This is a genomic window from Sphingomonas sp. EU05-FHT14C10 (assembly GCF_058790595.1).
The window spans coordinates 14,703-29,003 of record NZ_JBYTEN010000022.1; the positions used below are offsets into that span (position 1 = coordinate 14,703).

17 protein-coding genes are annotated in these 14,301 nt (G+C 66.4%); 13 read left to right on the forward strand and 4 right to left on the reverse strand.

Going from position 1 to position 14,301, the window contains the following annotated elements; all coding sequences use genetic code 11:
* The first annotated feature begins 5 nt into the window (after window positions 1–5).
* The 12 genes from AC3WT0_RS16825 to AC3WT0_RS16880 all read left to right on the forward strand — a co-directional run bounded on the left by AC3WT0_RS16825 (window position 6) and on the right by AC3WT0_RS16880 (window position 10,205).
* Window positions 6–431 (forward strand): ribbon-helix-helix domain-containing protein, encoded by a 426-nt coding sequence (locus AC3WT0_RS16825; RefSeq protein WP_492754601.1) that lies wholly within the window; start codon window positions 6–8, stop codon window positions 429–431.
* Between the two features lie 170 nt (window positions 432–601).
* Window positions 602–1,588: a P-type conjugative transfer ATPase TrbB gene (trbB, locus tag AC3WT0_RS16830; RefSeq protein WP_492754602.1), complete on the forward strand. Its 987-nt coding sequence runs from the start codon at window positions 602–604 to the stop codon at window positions 1,586–1,588.
* Complete coding sequence (locus AC3WT0_RS16835; RefSeq protein WP_455710764.1) at window positions 1,585–1,920, forward strand: TrbC/VirB2 family type IV secretion system protein; 336 nt, start codon at window positions 1,585–1,587, stop codon at window positions 1,918–1,920. The genes trbB and AC3WT0_RS16835 overlap by 4 nt, the downstream gene beginning before the upstream one ends.
* Window positions 1,917–2,198 carry a VirB3 family type IV secretion system protein gene (locus tag AC3WT0_RS16840; RefSeq protein WP_492754603.1) on the forward strand — a complete coding sequence of 94 codons (282 nt, stop codon included), beginning with the start codon at window positions 1,917–1,919 and terminating at the stop codon, window positions 2,196–2,198. The genes AC3WT0_RS16835 and AC3WT0_RS16840 overlap by 4 nt, the downstream gene beginning before the upstream one ends.
* Window positions 2,195–4,687, forward strand: coding sequence for a conjugal transfer protein TrbE (gene trbE / locus AC3WT0_RS16845; protein WP_492754604.1), 2,493 nt, complete (start codon window positions 2,195–2,197; stop codon window positions 4,685–4,687). The genes AC3WT0_RS16840 and trbE overlap by 4 nt, the downstream gene beginning before the upstream one ends.
* Window positions 4,684–5,448 (forward strand): P-type conjugative transfer protein TrbJ, encoded by a 765-nt coding sequence (gene trbJ / locus AC3WT0_RS16850; RefSeq protein WP_492754605.1) that lies wholly within the window; start codon window positions 4,684–4,686, stop codon window positions 5,446–5,448. The genes trbE and trbJ overlap by 4 nt, the downstream gene beginning before the upstream one ends.
* Window positions 5,449–5,452: 4 nt before the next feature.
* Complete coding sequence (trbK-alt, locus tag AC3WT0_RS16855; protein ID WP_492754606.1) at window positions 5,453–5,758, forward strand: putative entry exclusion protein TrbK-alt; 306 nt, start codon at window positions 5,453–5,455, stop codon at window positions 5,756–5,758.
* A gap of 1 nt (window position 5,759) precedes the next feature.
* Entirely contained in the window at window positions 5,760–7,070 is a 1,311-nt protein-coding gene (gene trbL / locus AC3WT0_RS16860; protein WP_492754607.1) for a P-type conjugative transfer protein TrbL, read from the forward strand.
* A gap of 3 nt (window positions 7,071–7,073) precedes the next feature.
* Window positions 7,074–7,757 (forward strand): conjugal transfer protein TrbF, encoded by a 684-nt coding sequence (gene trbF / locus AC3WT0_RS16865; RefSeq protein WP_492754608.1) that lies wholly within the window; start codon window positions 7,074–7,076, stop codon window positions 7,755–7,757.
* Window positions 7,754–8,770 carry a P-type conjugative transfer protein TrbG gene (gene trbG, locus AC3WT0_RS16870; RefSeq protein ID WP_492754609.1) on the forward strand — a complete coding sequence of 339 codons (1,017 nt, stop codon included), beginning with the start codon at window positions 7,754–7,756 and terminating at the stop codon, window positions 8,768–8,770. The genes trbF and trbG overlap by 4 nt, the downstream gene beginning before the upstream one ends.
* Window positions 8,767–9,984 carry a TraB/TrbI/VirB10 family type IV secretion system protein gene (locus AC3WT0_RS16875; protein ID WP_492754610.1) on the forward strand — a complete coding sequence of 406 codons (1,218 nt, stop codon included), beginning with the start codon at window positions 8,767–8,769 and terminating at the stop codon, window positions 9,982–9,984. The genes trbG and AC3WT0_RS16875 overlap by 4 nt, the downstream gene beginning before the upstream one ends.
* Entirely contained in the window at window positions 9,981–10,205 is a 225-nt protein-coding gene (locus AC3WT0_RS16880; protein WP_492754611.1) for a DUF2274 domain-containing protein, read from the forward strand. The genes AC3WT0_RS16875 and AC3WT0_RS16880 overlap by 4 nt, the downstream gene beginning before the upstream one ends.
* A gap of 15 nt (window positions 10,206–10,220) precedes the next feature.
* On the opposite strand, the gene AC3WT0_RS16885 is transcribed toward AC3WT0_RS16880, so the two are convergent.
* From AC3WT0_RS16885 to AC3WT0_RS16900, 4 genes are all read right to left on the reverse strand, one after another.
* On the reverse strand, window positions 10,221–10,529 hold the full coding sequence (locus AC3WT0_RS16885) for an EexN family lipoprotein (protein ID WP_492754612.1): 309 nt from the start codon (window positions 10,527–10,529) through the stop codon (window positions 10,221–10,223).
* A 27-nt stretch (window positions 10,530–10,556) separates the two neighbouring features.
* Window positions 10,557–11,483, reverse strand: a complete 927-nt coding sequence (locus tag AC3WT0_RS16890; protein ID WP_492754613.1) for a LysR family transcriptional regulator — start codon at window positions 11,481–11,483, stop codon at window positions 10,557–10,559.
* Between the two features lie 156 nt (window positions 11,484–11,639).
* A complete protein-coding gene (gene msrB / locus AC3WT0_RS16895; RefSeq protein ID WP_492754614.1) occupies window positions 11,640–12,152 on the reverse strand; it encodes a peptide-methionine (R)-S-oxide reductase MsrB in 513 nt (170 codons plus the stop codon).
* Between the two features lie 213 nt (window positions 12,153–12,365).
* Window positions 12,366–13,516, reverse strand: a protein-coding gene (locus tag AC3WT0_RS16900) for an IS3 family transposase (protein ID WP_156001404.1) whose coding sequence is annotated in 2 segments (ribosomal slippage) — window positions 12,366–13,264 and window positions 13,264–13,516 — 1,152 coding nt in all. Because the reading frame shifts where the segments join, the coding sequence is not laid out codon by codon here.
* A gap of 134 nt (window positions 13,517–13,650) precedes the next feature.
* Here AC3WT0_RS16900 and msrA point away from each other — a divergent pair.
* Window positions 13,651–14,172 carry a peptide-methionine (S)-S-oxide reductase MsrA gene (gene msrA, locus AC3WT0_RS16905; RefSeq protein WP_492754648.1) on the forward strand — a complete coding sequence of 174 codons (522 nt, stop codon included), beginning with the start codon at window positions 13,651–13,653 and terminating at the stop codon, window positions 14,170–14,172.
* Window positions 14,173–14,301 lie beyond the last annotated feature (129 nt).

Consider the following 14,301-nt stretch of genomic DNA (forward strand, 5'->3'; position numbering starts at 1 on the left):
CCGTGATGCGCACCCGCCTCAATGTCTATTTCCCTCCCGCGCTCGCCAAACAGGTCGACGAGCTGGCCATCCGCCGGCGCATTTCGCGCTCGGCGATCGTGGAGGCGGCGGTCGCCTCCTATCTGTCGCCGGACGGCGCCGACCGAATGGAGGCCGCGTTCGCGCGGCGGCTCGACCGTCTGTCGCGACAGGTTCAACGGCTTGAGCGCAATACGGGCCTGACCACCGAGGCGTTGACGCTATTCGTCCGCTTCTGGCTGGCGGTGACGCCGCCGCTTCCCGACGACGAGCAGGCCGCGGCCCAAGTGAAGGGCCGCAAGCGCTATGAGGGGTTCGTTGAAACACTCGGCCGCCGCTACGCGAGCGGCAAGAGCCTGATGGATGAGATCCCCGAGGATGTCTGGCCGAAGCAGGCACCCGATTCGGAATAATCATGGTCTCGGCAGGCGGGGTGCCGGTCGGCCGATCCGCATCCTGCAAGTATATGCCGCCGTCTCTACTACGCCTTCAACTAGCTGTTGCGGCGGATAAATTTCTGGCTCTCTTGATGTGCTCCTGACGCCGGGCGGCGGTTCGCCCGGTCCATTGCAGGGGCCAAGTCTTGACCGTCCACCCGATCCGATCCGAAGCGAAATCCCGTGGCGCGCGGATGCTGCGCACGGCGCTCGGTGCCTCGATCGCGGCCTGGCTCGAAGACCCCGCCGTCATCGAGGTGATGCTGAACCCGGACGGCCGGCTGTGGGTCGATCGGCTCGGTGAGGGCATCAGCGACACCGGCATGACGCTGGCGGCAGCGGACGGCGAGCGCATCGTTCGCCTCGTCGCACACCATGTCGGCGTCGAGGTTCACGCGAAGTCTCCGCGCGTCTCGGCGGAGCTGCCCGAAGGCGGCGAGCGGTTCGAGGGGCTGTTGCCACCCGTGGTCGCCGCGCCGGCCTTCGCGATCCGCAAGCCCGCCGTCGCCGTGTTCACGCTCGACGACTATGCGGCGGCGGGGATCATGTCGGGGCGCCAGGCCGAGGCGCTACGGCACGGCGTCGAGACCCGCGCCAACATCCTCGTCGCAGGCGGCACCGGCAGCGGCAAGACTACGCTGGTCAACGCGCTCCTGGCCGAAGTCGCCAAGACCACCGACCGCATCGTCCTCATAGAAGATACGCGCGAGCTGCAATGCGCCGCGCCCAATCTGGTCGCCATGCGGACCAAGGATGGCGTCATCTCGCTGTCCGATCTCGTGCGGTCCTCGCTGCGCCTGCGCCCCGACCGTATCCCGATCGGCGAGGTACGCGGCGCCGAAGCCCTCGACCTCCTCAAAGCCTGGGGCACCGGCCATCCCGGCGGCATCGGCACGATCCACGCCGGGACGGCGCTCGGCGCGCTGCGCCGCATGGAGCAGCTCATCCAGGAGGCCGTCATCACAGTCCCGCGCGCGCTGCTCGCCGAGACCATCGACTTGATCGCCGTGCTGGTCCGCGACGGACACGGCCGCCGCCTCGCCGAACTGGCCCGTGTCGAAGGGCTCGACCCCGCGACCGGCGATTACCGGCTCACACCGCTTTCCAACACCCAACCGGGAGACCTGCCATGATCCATGCCATCCGGCATGGCGCACGTCGCGCCATGCTTGCCGCCACCGCCAGCGTGATCGCGCTGACCTTCGCCGTCCCGGCCCATGCGGGCGGATCGTCGATGCCGTGGGAAGCGCCGCTCCAGTCGATCCTCGAAAGCATCGAGGGGCCGGTGGCCAAGATCGTCGCGGTGATCATCATCATCGTCACCGGCCTGACGCTGGCCTTCGGCGACACGTCGGGCGGCTTCCGCCGGCTGATCCAGATCGTGTTCGGGCTGAGCATCGCGTTCGCTGCGTCGAGCTTCTTCCTGTCCTTCTTCAGCTTCGGCGGCGGGGCGCTGATCGCATGACGGGCGCAGCCGAATATGGCGAACCAATCGCGGGCTTCTACGCCCCCGTCCACCGGGCGCTGACTGAGCCGATCCTGCTCGGCGGCGCCCCCCGGTCGCTCGCCATCGTCAACGGGACGTTGGCGGGCGCGATCGGCCTTGGCCTGCGCCTCTGGATCGCCGGCCTCGTCATCTGGGCCATCGGCCACGCGCTCTCCGTCTGGGCCGCGCGCCGTGACCCGCAATTCGTGGACGTGGCCCGCCGCCACCTCCGCTACCCGAGCTGGATGCGGCCATGATGAGCCTTCGCGAATACCGCAACAAGTCCGCTACCCTTGCCGACTTCCTGCCCTGGGCCGCGCTGGTCGGCGAAGGCGTCGTGCTCAACAAGGACGGCAGCTTTCAACGCACGGCGCGTTTCCGCGGCCCCGATCTCGATAGCGCCACGCCGGCCGAGCTGGTCGCCACGACGGCGCGACTCAACAATTCGCTGCGCCGGCTCGGTTCGGGCTGGGCGATCTTCGTCGAGGCGCAGCGCACGCCCGCACTCGACTATCCCGAATCCACGTTCCCCGATCCGGTCTCCGCGCTGGTCGATATGGAGCGCCGCGAACAGTTCCGCGAGGAAGGCGCGCATTTCGAGAGCGCCTATTATCTGACGCTGCTGTGGATGCCGCCGGCCGAGGAAGTCGCGCGCGCCGAAGGCTGGCTCTACGAGGGCCGTTCGACATCCGGTGTCGATCCTTGGGAGCTGCTCAAGGGTTTCACCGATCGCAGCGACCGCGTGCTGAACCTGGTCGAAGGTTTCGTGCCCGAAGTCCGCTGGCTCGATGACGCCGAGACGCTGACCTATCTGCACAGCACGATCTCGACCCGCCGCCAGCGCGTCCGCGTGCCGGAAACCCCGATGCATCTCGACGCGCTGCTGGCCGACGAGCCGTTGACCGGCGGGCTCGAACCCAAGCTGGGCGATCATCATCTCCGCACGCTGACGATCGTCGGCTTCCCGTCCGTTACTTTTCCCGGACTGCTCGATGAGCTGAACCGGCTCGCCTTCGAGTATCGCTGGTCCACCCGCGCGATCATGCTCGACAAGACCGACGCGACCAAGCTGCTCACCCGTATCCGTCGCCAGTGGTTCGCCAAGCGCAAGAGCGTCGCCGCGATCCTGAAAGAGGTGATGACCAACGAGGCATCGACGCTGCTCGACAGCGACGCCTCGAACAAGGCCGCCGACGCCGACACCGCCCTGCAGGAGCTGGGCGCCGACTATGCAGGCATGGCCTATGTCACCGCGACGGTGACGGTGTGGGACCGCGATCCGGCCATAGCCGCCGAGAAGCTGCGGCTGGTTGAGAAGGTCATCCAGGGCCGCGATTTCACCGTCATTCCAGAGGGCATGAACGCGATCGAGGCTTGGTTGGGGAGCCTTCCTGGCCACACCTACGCCAATGTTCGTCAGCCCCCGGTTTCCACGCTCAATCTCGCCCACCTGATCCCCCTGTCAGCGGTATGGGCGGGGCCGGAACGGGACGAGCACTTCGGACAACCCCCCTTGCTTTATGGCAGGACCGAAGGCTCGACCCCGTTCCGGTTTTCCCTTCACGTCGGCGATGTCGGCCATACGCTGATCGTCGGCCCGACCGGCGCCGGCAAGTCGGTGCTGCTCGCGCTCATGGCGATGCAGTTCCGCCGCTACGAGAATGCTCAGGTCTTCGCCTTCGATTTCGGCGGCTCGATCCGCGCCGCCGCGCTCGGCATGGGCGGCGACTGGCAGGATCTCGGCGGGATGCTCGCCGACGAAGCCGAGACAGGCGTCCAGCTTCAACCGCTTGGAGCGATCGACGATCCCGCCGAGCGCGCCTGGGCGGCCGAATGGCTGGCGGCGATCCTCGCCTCCGAAGGCGTCGCGGTCGATCCGCAGGCCAAGGAGCATCTCTGGTCCGCGCTCGGATCGCTGGCGTCCGCCCCGGCGCCCGAGCGCACGCTGACCGGGTTGGCCGTGCTGCTCCAGAGCCAGCAGCTCAAGCAGGCGCTCGCGTCCTATTGTATCGGCGGGCCGTGGGGCCGGCTGCTCGACGCCGAGACCGAACGGCTCGGCGAGGCGTCGGTTCAGGCGTTCGAGACCGAGGGCCTGGTCGGCGCCGGCTCGGCCGCCGCGGTCCTGTCCTACCTGTTCCACCGGATCGAAGGCCGATTGGACGGCTCGCCCACGCTCATCATCATCGACGAGGGTTGGCTGGTCCTCGACAGCCCTGACTTCGCCGCGCAGCTCCGCGAATGGCTCAAGACCTTGCGGAAGAAGAACGCCAGCGTGGTGTTCGCGACCCAGAGCCTCGCCGACATCGAGACGTCGAGCATCGCACCGGCCATCATCGAGAGTTGCCCGACGCGCATCTTCCTGCCGAACGAGCGCGCGGCTGAGCCGCAGATCGCGGCGATCTACGAGCGGTTCGGCCTCAACGCGCGGCAGATCGAAATCCTCAGCCGCGCAACGCCCAAGCGCGACTATTACTGCCAGTCGCGTCGCGGCAATCGGCTCTTCGAGCTGGGGCTGGGCGAGGTGGCGCTGGCGTTCGCCGCCGCGTCGTCAAAGACCGACCAGCTCCGCATCGCCGAATTGATCGACGCCCACGGGCAATCCGCCTTCGCGGCCGAATGGCTGCGCCATCGCGGCTGCGCCTGGGCCGTCGAGCTTCTTCCTCCCGATCCCCAACCCGATCCGCTGGCCGGAGGCCGGGAAGATGCCGGCCAGCTCCCTCTTGCCTTGAAGGATATAACCTCATGAAAAACTCCGTCCTGCGCCGCGCCATGCTGGCCGGTGCGATTGCCACGTCGAGCGTGCTCGGCATCGCCGCCGCGACGCCGGCCCACGCCCAATTCGGTCTTGGCGGCATCGTCTATGACCCGACGAACTATGCGCAGAACGTGCTGACGGCGGCCCGGTCGCTCCAGCAGATCAACAACCAGATCCAGCAAATCCAGAACCAGGCGACCTCGCTGATCAACGAGGCACGCAATCTGACCTCGCTGCCGTTCAGCTCGCTCCAGCAGTTGCAGCAGCAGGTGCAGCGCACCCAGCAGCTTCTCGGCGAGGCCCAGCGCATTGCCTACGACGTGCAAAACGTCCAGCAGGTGTTCAGCAGCCGCTACAAGGGCGCGGCGCTCACCGGCACTCATGCGCAGATGGTCGCCAACGCCAATGCGCGGTGGGAGGATAGCGTCGGTGCGTTCGAGGACGCGCTGCGCGTTCAGGCGGGCGTCGTCGGCAATATCGACGGCGCGCGCACCACGATGGATGGCCTGGTCTCGTCCAGCCAATCGGCGACCGGCGCGCTTCAGGCTGCGCAGGCGGGCAACCAGCTTCTCGCCCTGCAATCGCAGCAGCTCGCCGACCTGACGGCGCTGCTCGCCGCTCAGGGCCGCGCGCAGGCGCTGGATTCCGCGCGGAACGCGGCTGTCGAAGCCGAGAGCCGCGAGCGCCTTCGTCGCTTCCTGGCACGCCCAACCGGCTATCAGCCGGGCAACGCCCGCATGTTCCACGACTGAGCCGATGGACACCAAGCTCCTCGCGCGCATCGGCGCCGTCATCTTCGTCGCTATCGCGATCACGATGACGGCGATCGAGATGAGCCAAGCCCCCGAGCCCGCGCGCGACGAGCCGGCGGCCGTCGCCGACAACACGGCGACGGCCGACCCTCTACTGATCGAGCTGCGCCGCTGCCAGTCGCTCGGGGCTTCCGGCGCGAGTGACCCCGATTGCCTGCGCGCATGGGCCGAGAACCGTCGGCGGTTCCTGGCGCCCGGCGCGCGTCCCGCCGCCCGCATTGCCGACGACACGTCGACCAAGGAGAACTGACATGGGCGGCACCGGCGTCGTCGATCGCTTTCTGGATGTCTTCACCCGCTATATCGACAGCGGGTTCGGCCTGCTCGGCGGTGAGGTGGCGTTTATCGCCACGACGCTGATCGTCATCGACGTGACCCTGGCAGCACTGTTCTGGACCTGGGGCGAAGGCGACGACATCATCGCGCGTCTCGTCAAGAAGACCCTGTTCGTAGGCATCTTCGCTTACATCATCGGCAACTGGAACAGCCTGGCGCGGATTGTCTTCGAGAGCTTCGCCGGCCTCGGCCTGAAAGCGTCAGGCACCGGGTTCACCGCCGCCGAGCTGCTCCAGCCCGGCCGCGTCGCCCAAGTCGGCCTCGAAGCTGGCGAACCCATCCTCCAGTCGATTTCCGACCTGATGGGTTGGGTCGCGTTCTTCGAGAACTTCATCCAGATCGCGGTGCTGCTGTTCGCCTGGGTGCTGGTCATCCTCGCTTTCTTCATCCTGTCGATCCAGCTCTTCATCACCCTGATCGAGTTCAAGCTGGCGACGCTCGCGGGCTTCGTGCTCATCCCGTTCGGCCTGTTCGGCAAGACCGCCTTCATGGCCGAGCGCGTGCTGGGGTTGGTCATCTCATCGGGCGTCAAAGTGCTGGTGCTCGCCGTCATTGTCGGCATCGGCTCGACGCTGTTCGACGAGTTCCGTGCGGGCTTCGGCGGCGCGCAGCCGAGCATTGAGGACGCGATGGCGGTCGCGCTCGCATCGCTTTGCCTGCTCGGCCTCGGAATCTTTGGCCCGAGCATCGCCAACGGCATCGTCTCTGGCGGTCCCGCGCTCGGTGCGGGCGCGGCAGCCGGAACCGTGCTTGCGGCTGGCGGCGCGCTGGTCGGCGGCGCGGCCGCCGCCCGCCTTGGTGCTGGCGCGGCGGTTGGTGCGGTCGCTGGCGCGGCCCGCGGTGCGGCCTTCACCTCTGGCGCTGCGAACAGCGCCTACGCGCTCGGCTCGGCCGGCAAGACCGGCGGCGCAGCCGTCGCGGGCGGCGCCGCCGGCGTCGGCCGCGCGGCTGCCGGCGCAGCCATGTCGCCGCTGCGCAAGGCCGCCGCTTCGCTCAAGGACAGCTATCGCTCGGGCGGCCGTGCCGCCGTCACTGCGACGGGCGGAACCATTTCGGGTGGCAGCCCCACACCTGCGGCCGAGGTTTCCGGCGGCTCGCCCGCTTGGGCCGCCGCGATGAAGCGCCGCCAGACCATGACCCACGGCGCGACCGTCGCCGCCCATACGCTGCGCTCGGGCGACGGCGGCGGCGGCGGATCGTCCGTCGATCTCAGCCAGAAGGATTGATCCATGTTTCGACGCCCCAGCATCCGATACGGACAAACCCCGGAGCCGACGACCCCGTACCAGCGCGCGGCGCAGGTGTGGGACGACCGGATCGGCTCGTCTCGCGTTCAGGCGAGGAACTGGCGGCTCGCCTTCTTCGGCGCGCTGGCGCTATCGAGCGGCCTGGCTGGCGGCCTCGTATGGCAGTCTGCGCGCGGGCATATCGTGCCCTGGGTGGTCGAGGTCGATCGGCTCGGCGAAGCGCAGGCCGTCGCGCCAGCCGAGGGCGGCTACCGCCCGACCGATCCTCAGGTCGCGTTCCATCTCGCCCGCTTCATCGAGCAGGTCCGCGCGATCCCCGCCGATCCGGTCATCGTCCGCCAGAACTGGCTCCGCGCCTACGACTTCACCACCGACAAGGGAGCGCTGTTCCTCAACGACTATGCGCGCGCCAACGACCCGTTCACCCAGGTCGGCAAGGTGCAGGTCGCGGTGGACGTGTCGAGTGTGATCCGCGCTTCGCCCGACAGCTTCCGCGTCGCCTGGACCGAGCGCCGCTATCAGGACGGCAGCCTTGCCGCGACCGAGCGATGGTCGGCGATCCTCACCGTCGTCGTGCAGCCGCCGCGCACCCCCGACGCCCTGCGCAAGAATCCGCTCGGCGTCTTCGTCAATGCCCTCAACTGGTCGAAGGAGCTGTCGCAATGACCGCGAGTCCGTTCCGCCGCGCCGCGTCCGCTGCGCTGCTCGTTTCCGCATCGGCGCTTGCCGGCTGCGCCACCACATCGGCAAAGCCGCCGGTCATCGCCTATGACGATCCGCCCGCGCCGATCGCCGCAACGCCCGCGCCGGAGGCGCCACGCCCGGTCGAGGTGGTGACGATTCCCGAACCGCTGCCGCTTCCCGGCCAGCTAAAGCCGGTGACGGATACGTCGCGCGCGCCGGAGCCGTCCGATCCCCGCCAGCGCGTCGGCGCGGCGAATGCCGCCGCGCGCGTGCAGCCGGTGCGCGATGGGTTCCTCAACGCCATCCAGCAATATCCCTGGACCGATGGCGCGCTCTATCAGGTGTATTCCGCGCCCGGCCAGGTGACGGACATCGCCTTGCAGGAAGGCGAACAGCTCGTCGGGTCGGGTCCGGTCGCAGCCGGCGATACCGTGCGCTGGATCATCGGCGACACGGTGAGCGGCAATGGCCCCTCTGCGCGCGTGCATATTCTGGTGAAGCCGACCAGGCCCGATCTTTCAACGAACCTCGTCATCAACACCGACCGGCGCACCTATCATCTGGAGCTGCGCGCCACGGCGGCGACCTACATGGCGTCGGTGAGCTGGAGCTACCCGCAGGATGCGCTGATCGCCTTGCAGGGACGGAACGCCGCCGCCGCATCCGCCGCGCCGGTGGCGACGGGCGTGGACGTGTCCGCTCTCAACTTCCGCTACCGCATCGAGGGCGATCGGGCGCCATGGCGTCCCGCCCGCGCGTTCGACGACGGCCGGCAGGTCTTCATCGAGTTCCCGGCTGGGATCTCGCAGGGCGAGATGCCGCCGTTTTTCGTGACCGGCGCGGCCGGCGATGCCGAGCTGGTCAACTACCGCGTCCAGGGCCGCTACATGGTGGTGGATCGCCTGTTCGCCGCCGCCGAACTGCGCCTGGGCGACAAACGCAGTGAGCAGCGCGTCCGCATCGTGCGCGACGATGGACGGGGGCGGCGGCCGTGAGCGATCCTGCCGACACTTTCACGATCGAAGCGCCCGCCACGCGGGCGTCGCGCTCCGATCCTCAAGCCTTCCAGCTCCGAGGCGATCCACCGCGCGTCATGCGCCTGTCGCGAAAGGCGTTGGCCGTGATGGGCGTGGCCGCGGGTCTCGGCATCGGCGGCTCGCTGATCTACGCCCTACGACCGCCCGGCGAGAAGGCCGCTCAGGAACTCTACAATACGGACAGCCGGACCACGGCTGAGGCCATCACGTCGGGACCGAAGGACTACGGCCAGGCGCCGCGTCTCGGTCCGCCGCTTCCCGGCGATCTCGGCGGCCCGATCGTCTCGGCACAGCAGCGCGGCGAGGCCGTGCCCGTGCCGCCGGTCGGCGCGCAGCCCGATCCGCGCGCCCAGGCCGCCGAAGCTGCCCGTCAGCGCGCCGCTCAGGAGCGCGACGCGGCCCGCACCAGCGCGGTCTTTCTCGGCAGCGGCGGGGGCACATCGTCATCGGCTGCACCAGCATTGCCCGGCCTGGCGGTGGCAAGCCCGGCGACACCAGCGGCAACGGATACGGCGGCGCAAAGCGATCAGGCCGCCAAGCGCGCCTTCATGGCGCAGGCGGCCAACCCGCGCACGGTCAGCGTGGAGCGACTGACGGCGCCGACCTCGCCCAACATCGTTCAGGCCGGCAGCATCATTCCCGCCGCGCTCATCACCGGCGTCCGCTCCGACCTGCCCGGCCAGATCACCGCACAGGTGACGGCCAACGTCTATGACAGCCCGACCGGGCGCATCCTGCTCATCCCGCAGGGCGCTCGGCTGATCGGCGAATATGACAGCGAGATCGCCGCAGGGCAGACCCGTGTGCTGCTCGCCTGGGACCGGCTCATCATGCCCGATGGCCGCTCGATCGTTCTCGAGCGCCAGCCCGGCGCGGATGGATCGGGGTTTGCCGGCCTACAGGATCGCGTGAACCAGCATTGGGGAAACCTGCTCAAGGCCGCTGCCGTCTCGACGCTGCTCGGCGTCGGCGCCGAGTTGGGTGCGGATAGCGAGGATGACCTCATCCGTGGCCTACGGCGGGGCTCGCAGGACACCATCAACCAGACCGGCCAGCAAATCGTGCGGCGGCAGCTCAATGTGCAGCCGACGCTCACCGTTCGGCCGGGGCACCCTTTGCGCGTGATCCTGACCCGCGACCTGGTGCTTGAACCGATTGGAGTGACGCGATGACGAAATTGAAGCTAGGGCCTCTCGCCGACGACCGGCCGGTGAAGCTGACAGTCGAACTGCCCGCTGCCGTTCACCGCGATCTCGCCGCCTACGCCGCAGCGCTCGCCGCCGAAACCCGAGGGGAAGCCATCGCCCCCGAGAAGCTCGTCGCGCCCATGCTGGCGAAGTTCATGGCAAGCGACCGGGGGTTTTCGCGGCTTCGGGGGGGCGCGAAGGACTGAGGCGCCTCGCTGCCATCAGTTGCCCAAGAACCGCTTGCGGCGTTCCGCTGCTTCGACCTTGATGATCGCTTCCTCGGCGGTGGCGCATTCGCCGCCCCGCACCGATCCATCGCGGCATCCGGCGACGATCTGACGGGCTTCTTCGATATGCGCCACGAAATACTGCGTGCCGCGCGCTTCGGTCGATGTCGGCGCAACGAGCGCCGGGCTGGCGGCCGCAGCCGTTTGCGGCGCTGGCGTGATGATCGGCCGAAGGACGAATCCTCCGGCAAATCCGATGACCAACGCGACCAGAACAATGATAAGTGTCTTGCCTTGTGACATGGCATTACGCTCCGAAGAAAACTAACTCTATTCTACTGAACTCTCAGAAATTTTGAAGGATAGCGCATAGCGTGTTTTGACGAATTGGAGAAATCGCCGCAAAGCGGGATTGCAATTGTCGTCGCGCCAGTATCCGGAATAGCAGATCAACACCGGCCCTTGTTCACCATAAACCGGCCGATAGACTACATCGGGATAGATTGCGCCGGAGCCACCCTCGCAGATAACGCTGAGTCCGCGCCCGTCACCTAGCACACTAAGAATTGTCCCATGACCGGACTGGTGCATTCTGACGTCAGGCTGCGTTCCCGCCACCGACAGGCGGCCGAGTAGCATGTCACGAATTTCTGGACCGGGGTCTGTGGCGGGGAGCAGGAATCGCTCGCTGCGAAGGTCGGTCCAGTGGATGATCTCGCGTTCTGCCAGAGGGTGGCTCGACGACAGGGCTACCATCACGCGCTCGCTCCAGAACGCTTCGCGCTGATAACCATCATGGGCAGCTTCGCCCGCCATAATGGCAATGTCGATCTCCCCGGTATCGAGACCAGCAAGCAAGGCACCTCGGTTTGCTTCTATCCCGTCTAGATTGACGTCTGGATGCGCACCGCGCCAACCCAGCATGGTCGCGCGTAGATTGCCGGCCGAGAGCGAGCAATAATGTCCGATAACGAGGTCGCCGGCGCGGCCCTGACCAGCAGCACGCATTATGGCTACGAGCTTGTCCGCATTCGCGAGCATTGGCCTAACGCATCGAATAAAATCGCGTCCGGCCCCTGTCGTACTTATTCCTGCACGCGAACGCACAAAAATTTGGACTCCGATCATTCGTTCTAGTTTGGCAACGTCCCGGCTAAGTGTGGACTGTTCCATCCCCAATGCGCGGGCAGCTTTGTAGAAGCTGCCGTGATCGGCCGCGGCGAGGACGTGTCGTATCTGGCAAATGCTGAATGACATCAGCAATCAACCGTAGAGGGGGCATAGATTGCTGTTGCTATTGCGCGCCGTCCCGATCCCAATGCGGTTCGCCAAGGCACGAAGAGGCAGCCGCCTTCGAGGTAACTTCGGTGGCTGAGCCCGGCGACAATTAATTTGGCGCCCGTCATGGCCCGCTCAAGCTGGCTTGAACGTCATCGCTACGCCGTTCATGCAATAGCGAAGCCCGGTCGGTCTCGGGCCATCATTGAAGACATGTCCCAAATGACCGGCGCATCGTGTACAATGAACCTCGGTGCGTTCCACACCAAGGCTATTGTCGCGGTGCTCGCCGATGGCGTGAGGAAGGTGGTCGTAAAAACTCGGCCAGCCCGTGCCACTGTCGAATTTAGTCGCGGACGAATAGAGCGGGAGCGCACATCCAGCACATGCGAACGTGCCTTTGCGGTGCTCCTTATCGAGCGGACTTGTATAGGGGTATTCGGTCGATGCTCGTCGGAGCACGGCGTAAGCCTGCGGAGAGAGTCTCTTGCGCCATTCCGCGTCGGTGAGACGAAATGTGGCGGGTACGGTCGCCACAGCCGCGGCATCATCGGCGCCTATCAACCGCCATGCGAGCGCGCCGAGGGCTGCAGTTGTGCCAAGCCCAAGGAGCTTGCGGCGAGTAAGCTGAGCGAGCGATCGTTCCATGCTGACATATTCGTAGTCGAAGGCAGGATGGTTACAGGAAGGAGTGTAACCTGTGTCGCGGCACGAACGAATGCCGGATTGGAGGCATGTTTCCGGAGTTTGAGTCCATGTTACGTTCCACTGCCCTTGCGGTTACATTGTTCGCCGGTGTCGCCGTGACCGCTGCGATAAGGCCCAGCGAAGCTCGTGACGTGCTCCCCTGATTGTTACCAGTCAGAGGTAGAGTCCGGCTCCTTCATGATGGTTGGTTGATGGGATGGCAATGGTCCTGGGGGCATGCCCCCAGGACCATTGGCCGGCGATCTCGGCGGGGGTTTGCCCGCCCAGTTTCGAGTGCGGCCTGACGTGATTATAATCGTGCCGCCAAGCCATGAGCACGAAGCGGGCATGCGCCAGCGACGTGAACAGGGTCTCGTTGAGGCATTCGTCGCGCAGGCGACCATTGAAGCTCTCGACGAAGCCGTTCTGCATCGGCTTCCCCGGCGCGATATAATGCCATTCGACCTGACGCTCCTGCGACCAGCGCAGGATCGCCGACGAGGTCAGTTCGGTGCCGTTGTCGCTGACGACCATGTGAGGCTTCCCCCGCAGGCCGATCAGCGTCGTCAGTTCCCGGGCAACGCGGATGCCCGACAGCGACGTATCGGCCACCAGCGCCAGACACTCCCGCGTAAAGTCATCGACGATGCACAGGATGCGGAACCGCCGACCGCACACCAGACTGTCCGATACGAAGTCGAGCGACCAGCGCTGGTTCGGACCCTGCGGCAGTGCCATTGGCGCCCGCGTGCCCAAGGCCCGCTTGCGGCCACCACGGCGGCGGACCCGCAGTCCCTCTTCGCGATAGATGCGCAGCAGCTTCTTGTGGTTCGGGCGCATGCCCTCCCGCGCCAGAAGATACCCCAGGCGGCGATAGCCGAACCGGCGGCGCTCGGCCGCCAGTTCGCGCAGGCGTTGCCGCAGAGCACCGTCATCCGGCCTCGTCGGCTCATATCTGATCACCCGGCGGCTCACGCCGACAAGGCTGCACGCCCGACGCTCGCTCAGCCCGTGATGGTCACGAGCATATGCGACGGCCTCCCGCTTGGCGCCGGGCGTCACCATTTTTTTGATGTCAGATCCTTCAGCACCGCATTGTCGAGCATCGCCTCGGCCAGAAGCTTCTTCAGCTTCGCATTCTCGTCCTCGAGCGCCCGAAGCCGCCGCGCTTCCGACACGTCCAGACCCCCGAACTTGGCCTTATACTTGTAGAATGTCGCCGAGCTGATCCCGTGCCGGCGGCATACATCCGCCGTCGGCATCCCCGCCTCATGCTCCTTCAATATCGCGATGATCTGCTCTTCGCTGAACCTGCTTCGCTTCATTCTGTCCGACTCCTTCGCGTCGGACTCTACTCAAAATCGGTCACATTTCAGGGGAGCACGTCACTCGCAATAGCGCAATCAAGGTTCCCGTCGCGGTCATCAAGGAGGCGCCTGGGGGAAATCGCGAGACGGCGATCTTTGCCGGGGGCTGCTTTTGGGGTGTCGAAGGTGTCTTCAGCCATGTGAAGGGTGTGGTTAGCGCGACTTCGGGATATGCCGGCGGCTCGGCATCGACCGCGCAATATGAGACTGTTTCGAGCGGTGCGACTGGCCACGCGGAATCGGTCAAGGTCGTGTTCGACCCTCGGCAGGTGAACTACGCTACGTTGCTGCGTATCTATTTCTCCGTGGTCGCCGACCCAACCCAAGTGAACCGACAGGGGCCTGATGAAGGCACCCAATATCGCACCGCCTTGTTCCCGCTATCGGCGGCCCAGACGAGGGTGGCGCGTGCCTACATCAGCCAGCTGAGCGCCGCTCGCGTCTTTTCCGCGCCGATCGCCACGCGCCTCGAGCAGCAGAAGGGCTTCTTCGCGGCGGAGGGCTACCACCAGGACTTTATGGCCCGCAACCCGAACTACCCCTACATCGTTGTCAATGATCGGCCGAAGGTCGACGCGCTCAAACGGATTTTCCCCGAGAACTGGAAGGCCTGATCCACGAACCGCGTCCTCCCGGTCCACCGGGAGGACGCGGTTGACCACAATTCCGTCGGAAGCCGGCGCACGCACATCGGATAGCAAGCGTTTGCCCTTCATCACCAGCTGCTGCGAATCCAGCGGAGA

Excerpts from the sequence above, each read along its gene's own strand:
- AC3WT0_RS16840 (WP_492754603.1), top strand. The coding sequence starts at position 1,917 with ATGACGGGCGCAGCCGAATATGGCGAACCAATCGCGGGCTTCTACGCC.
- trbF (WP_492754608.1), top strand. The coding sequence starts at position 7,074 with ATGTTTCGACGCCCCAGCATCCGATACGGACAAACCCCGGAGCCGACG.
- AC3WT0_RS16890 (WP_492754613.1), bottom strand. The coding sequence starts at position 11,483 with ATGTCATTCAGCATTTGCCAGATACGACACGTCCTCGCCGCGGCCGAT.
- trbG (WP_492754609.1), top strand. The coding sequence starts at position 7,754 with ATGACCGCGAGTCCGTTCCGCCGCGCCGCGTCCGCTGCGCTGCTCGTT.
- trbL (WP_492754607.1), top strand. The coding sequence starts at position 5,760 with ATGGGCGGCACCGGCGTCGTCGATCGCTTTCTGGATGTCTTCACCCGC.
- AC3WT0_RS16880 (WP_492754611.1), top strand. The coding sequence starts at position 9,981 with ATGACGAAATTGAAGCTAGGGCCTCTCGCCGACGACCGGCCGGTGAAG.
- AC3WT0_RS16885 (WP_492754612.1), bottom strand. The coding sequence starts at position 10,529 with ATGTCACAAGGCAAGACACTTATCATTGTTCTGGTCGCGTTGGTCATC.
- trbJ (WP_492754605.1), top strand. The coding sequence starts at position 4,684 with ATGAAAAACTCCGTCCTGCGCCGCGCCATGCTGGCCGGTGCGATTGCC.
- AC3WT0_RS16835 (WP_455710764.1), top strand. The coding sequence starts at position 1,585 with ATGATCCATGCCATCCGGCATGGCGCACGTCGCGCCATGCTTGCCGCC.
- AC3WT0_RS16825 (WP_492754601.1), top strand. The coding sequence starts at position 6 with ATGCGCACCCGCCTCAATGTCTATTTCCCTCCCGCGCTCGCCAAACAG.
- trbE (WP_492754604.1), top strand. The coding sequence starts at position 2,195 with ATGATGAGCCTTCGCGAATACCGCAACAAGTCCGCTACCCTTGCCGAC.
- msrB (WP_492754614.1), bottom strand. The coding sequence starts at position 12,152 with ATGGAACGATCGCTCGCTCAGCTTACTCGCCGCAAGCTCCTTGGGCTT.
- trbK-alt (WP_492754606.1), top strand. The coding sequence starts at position 5,453 with ATGGACACCAAGCTCCTCGCGCGCATCGGCGCCGTCATCTTCGTCGCT.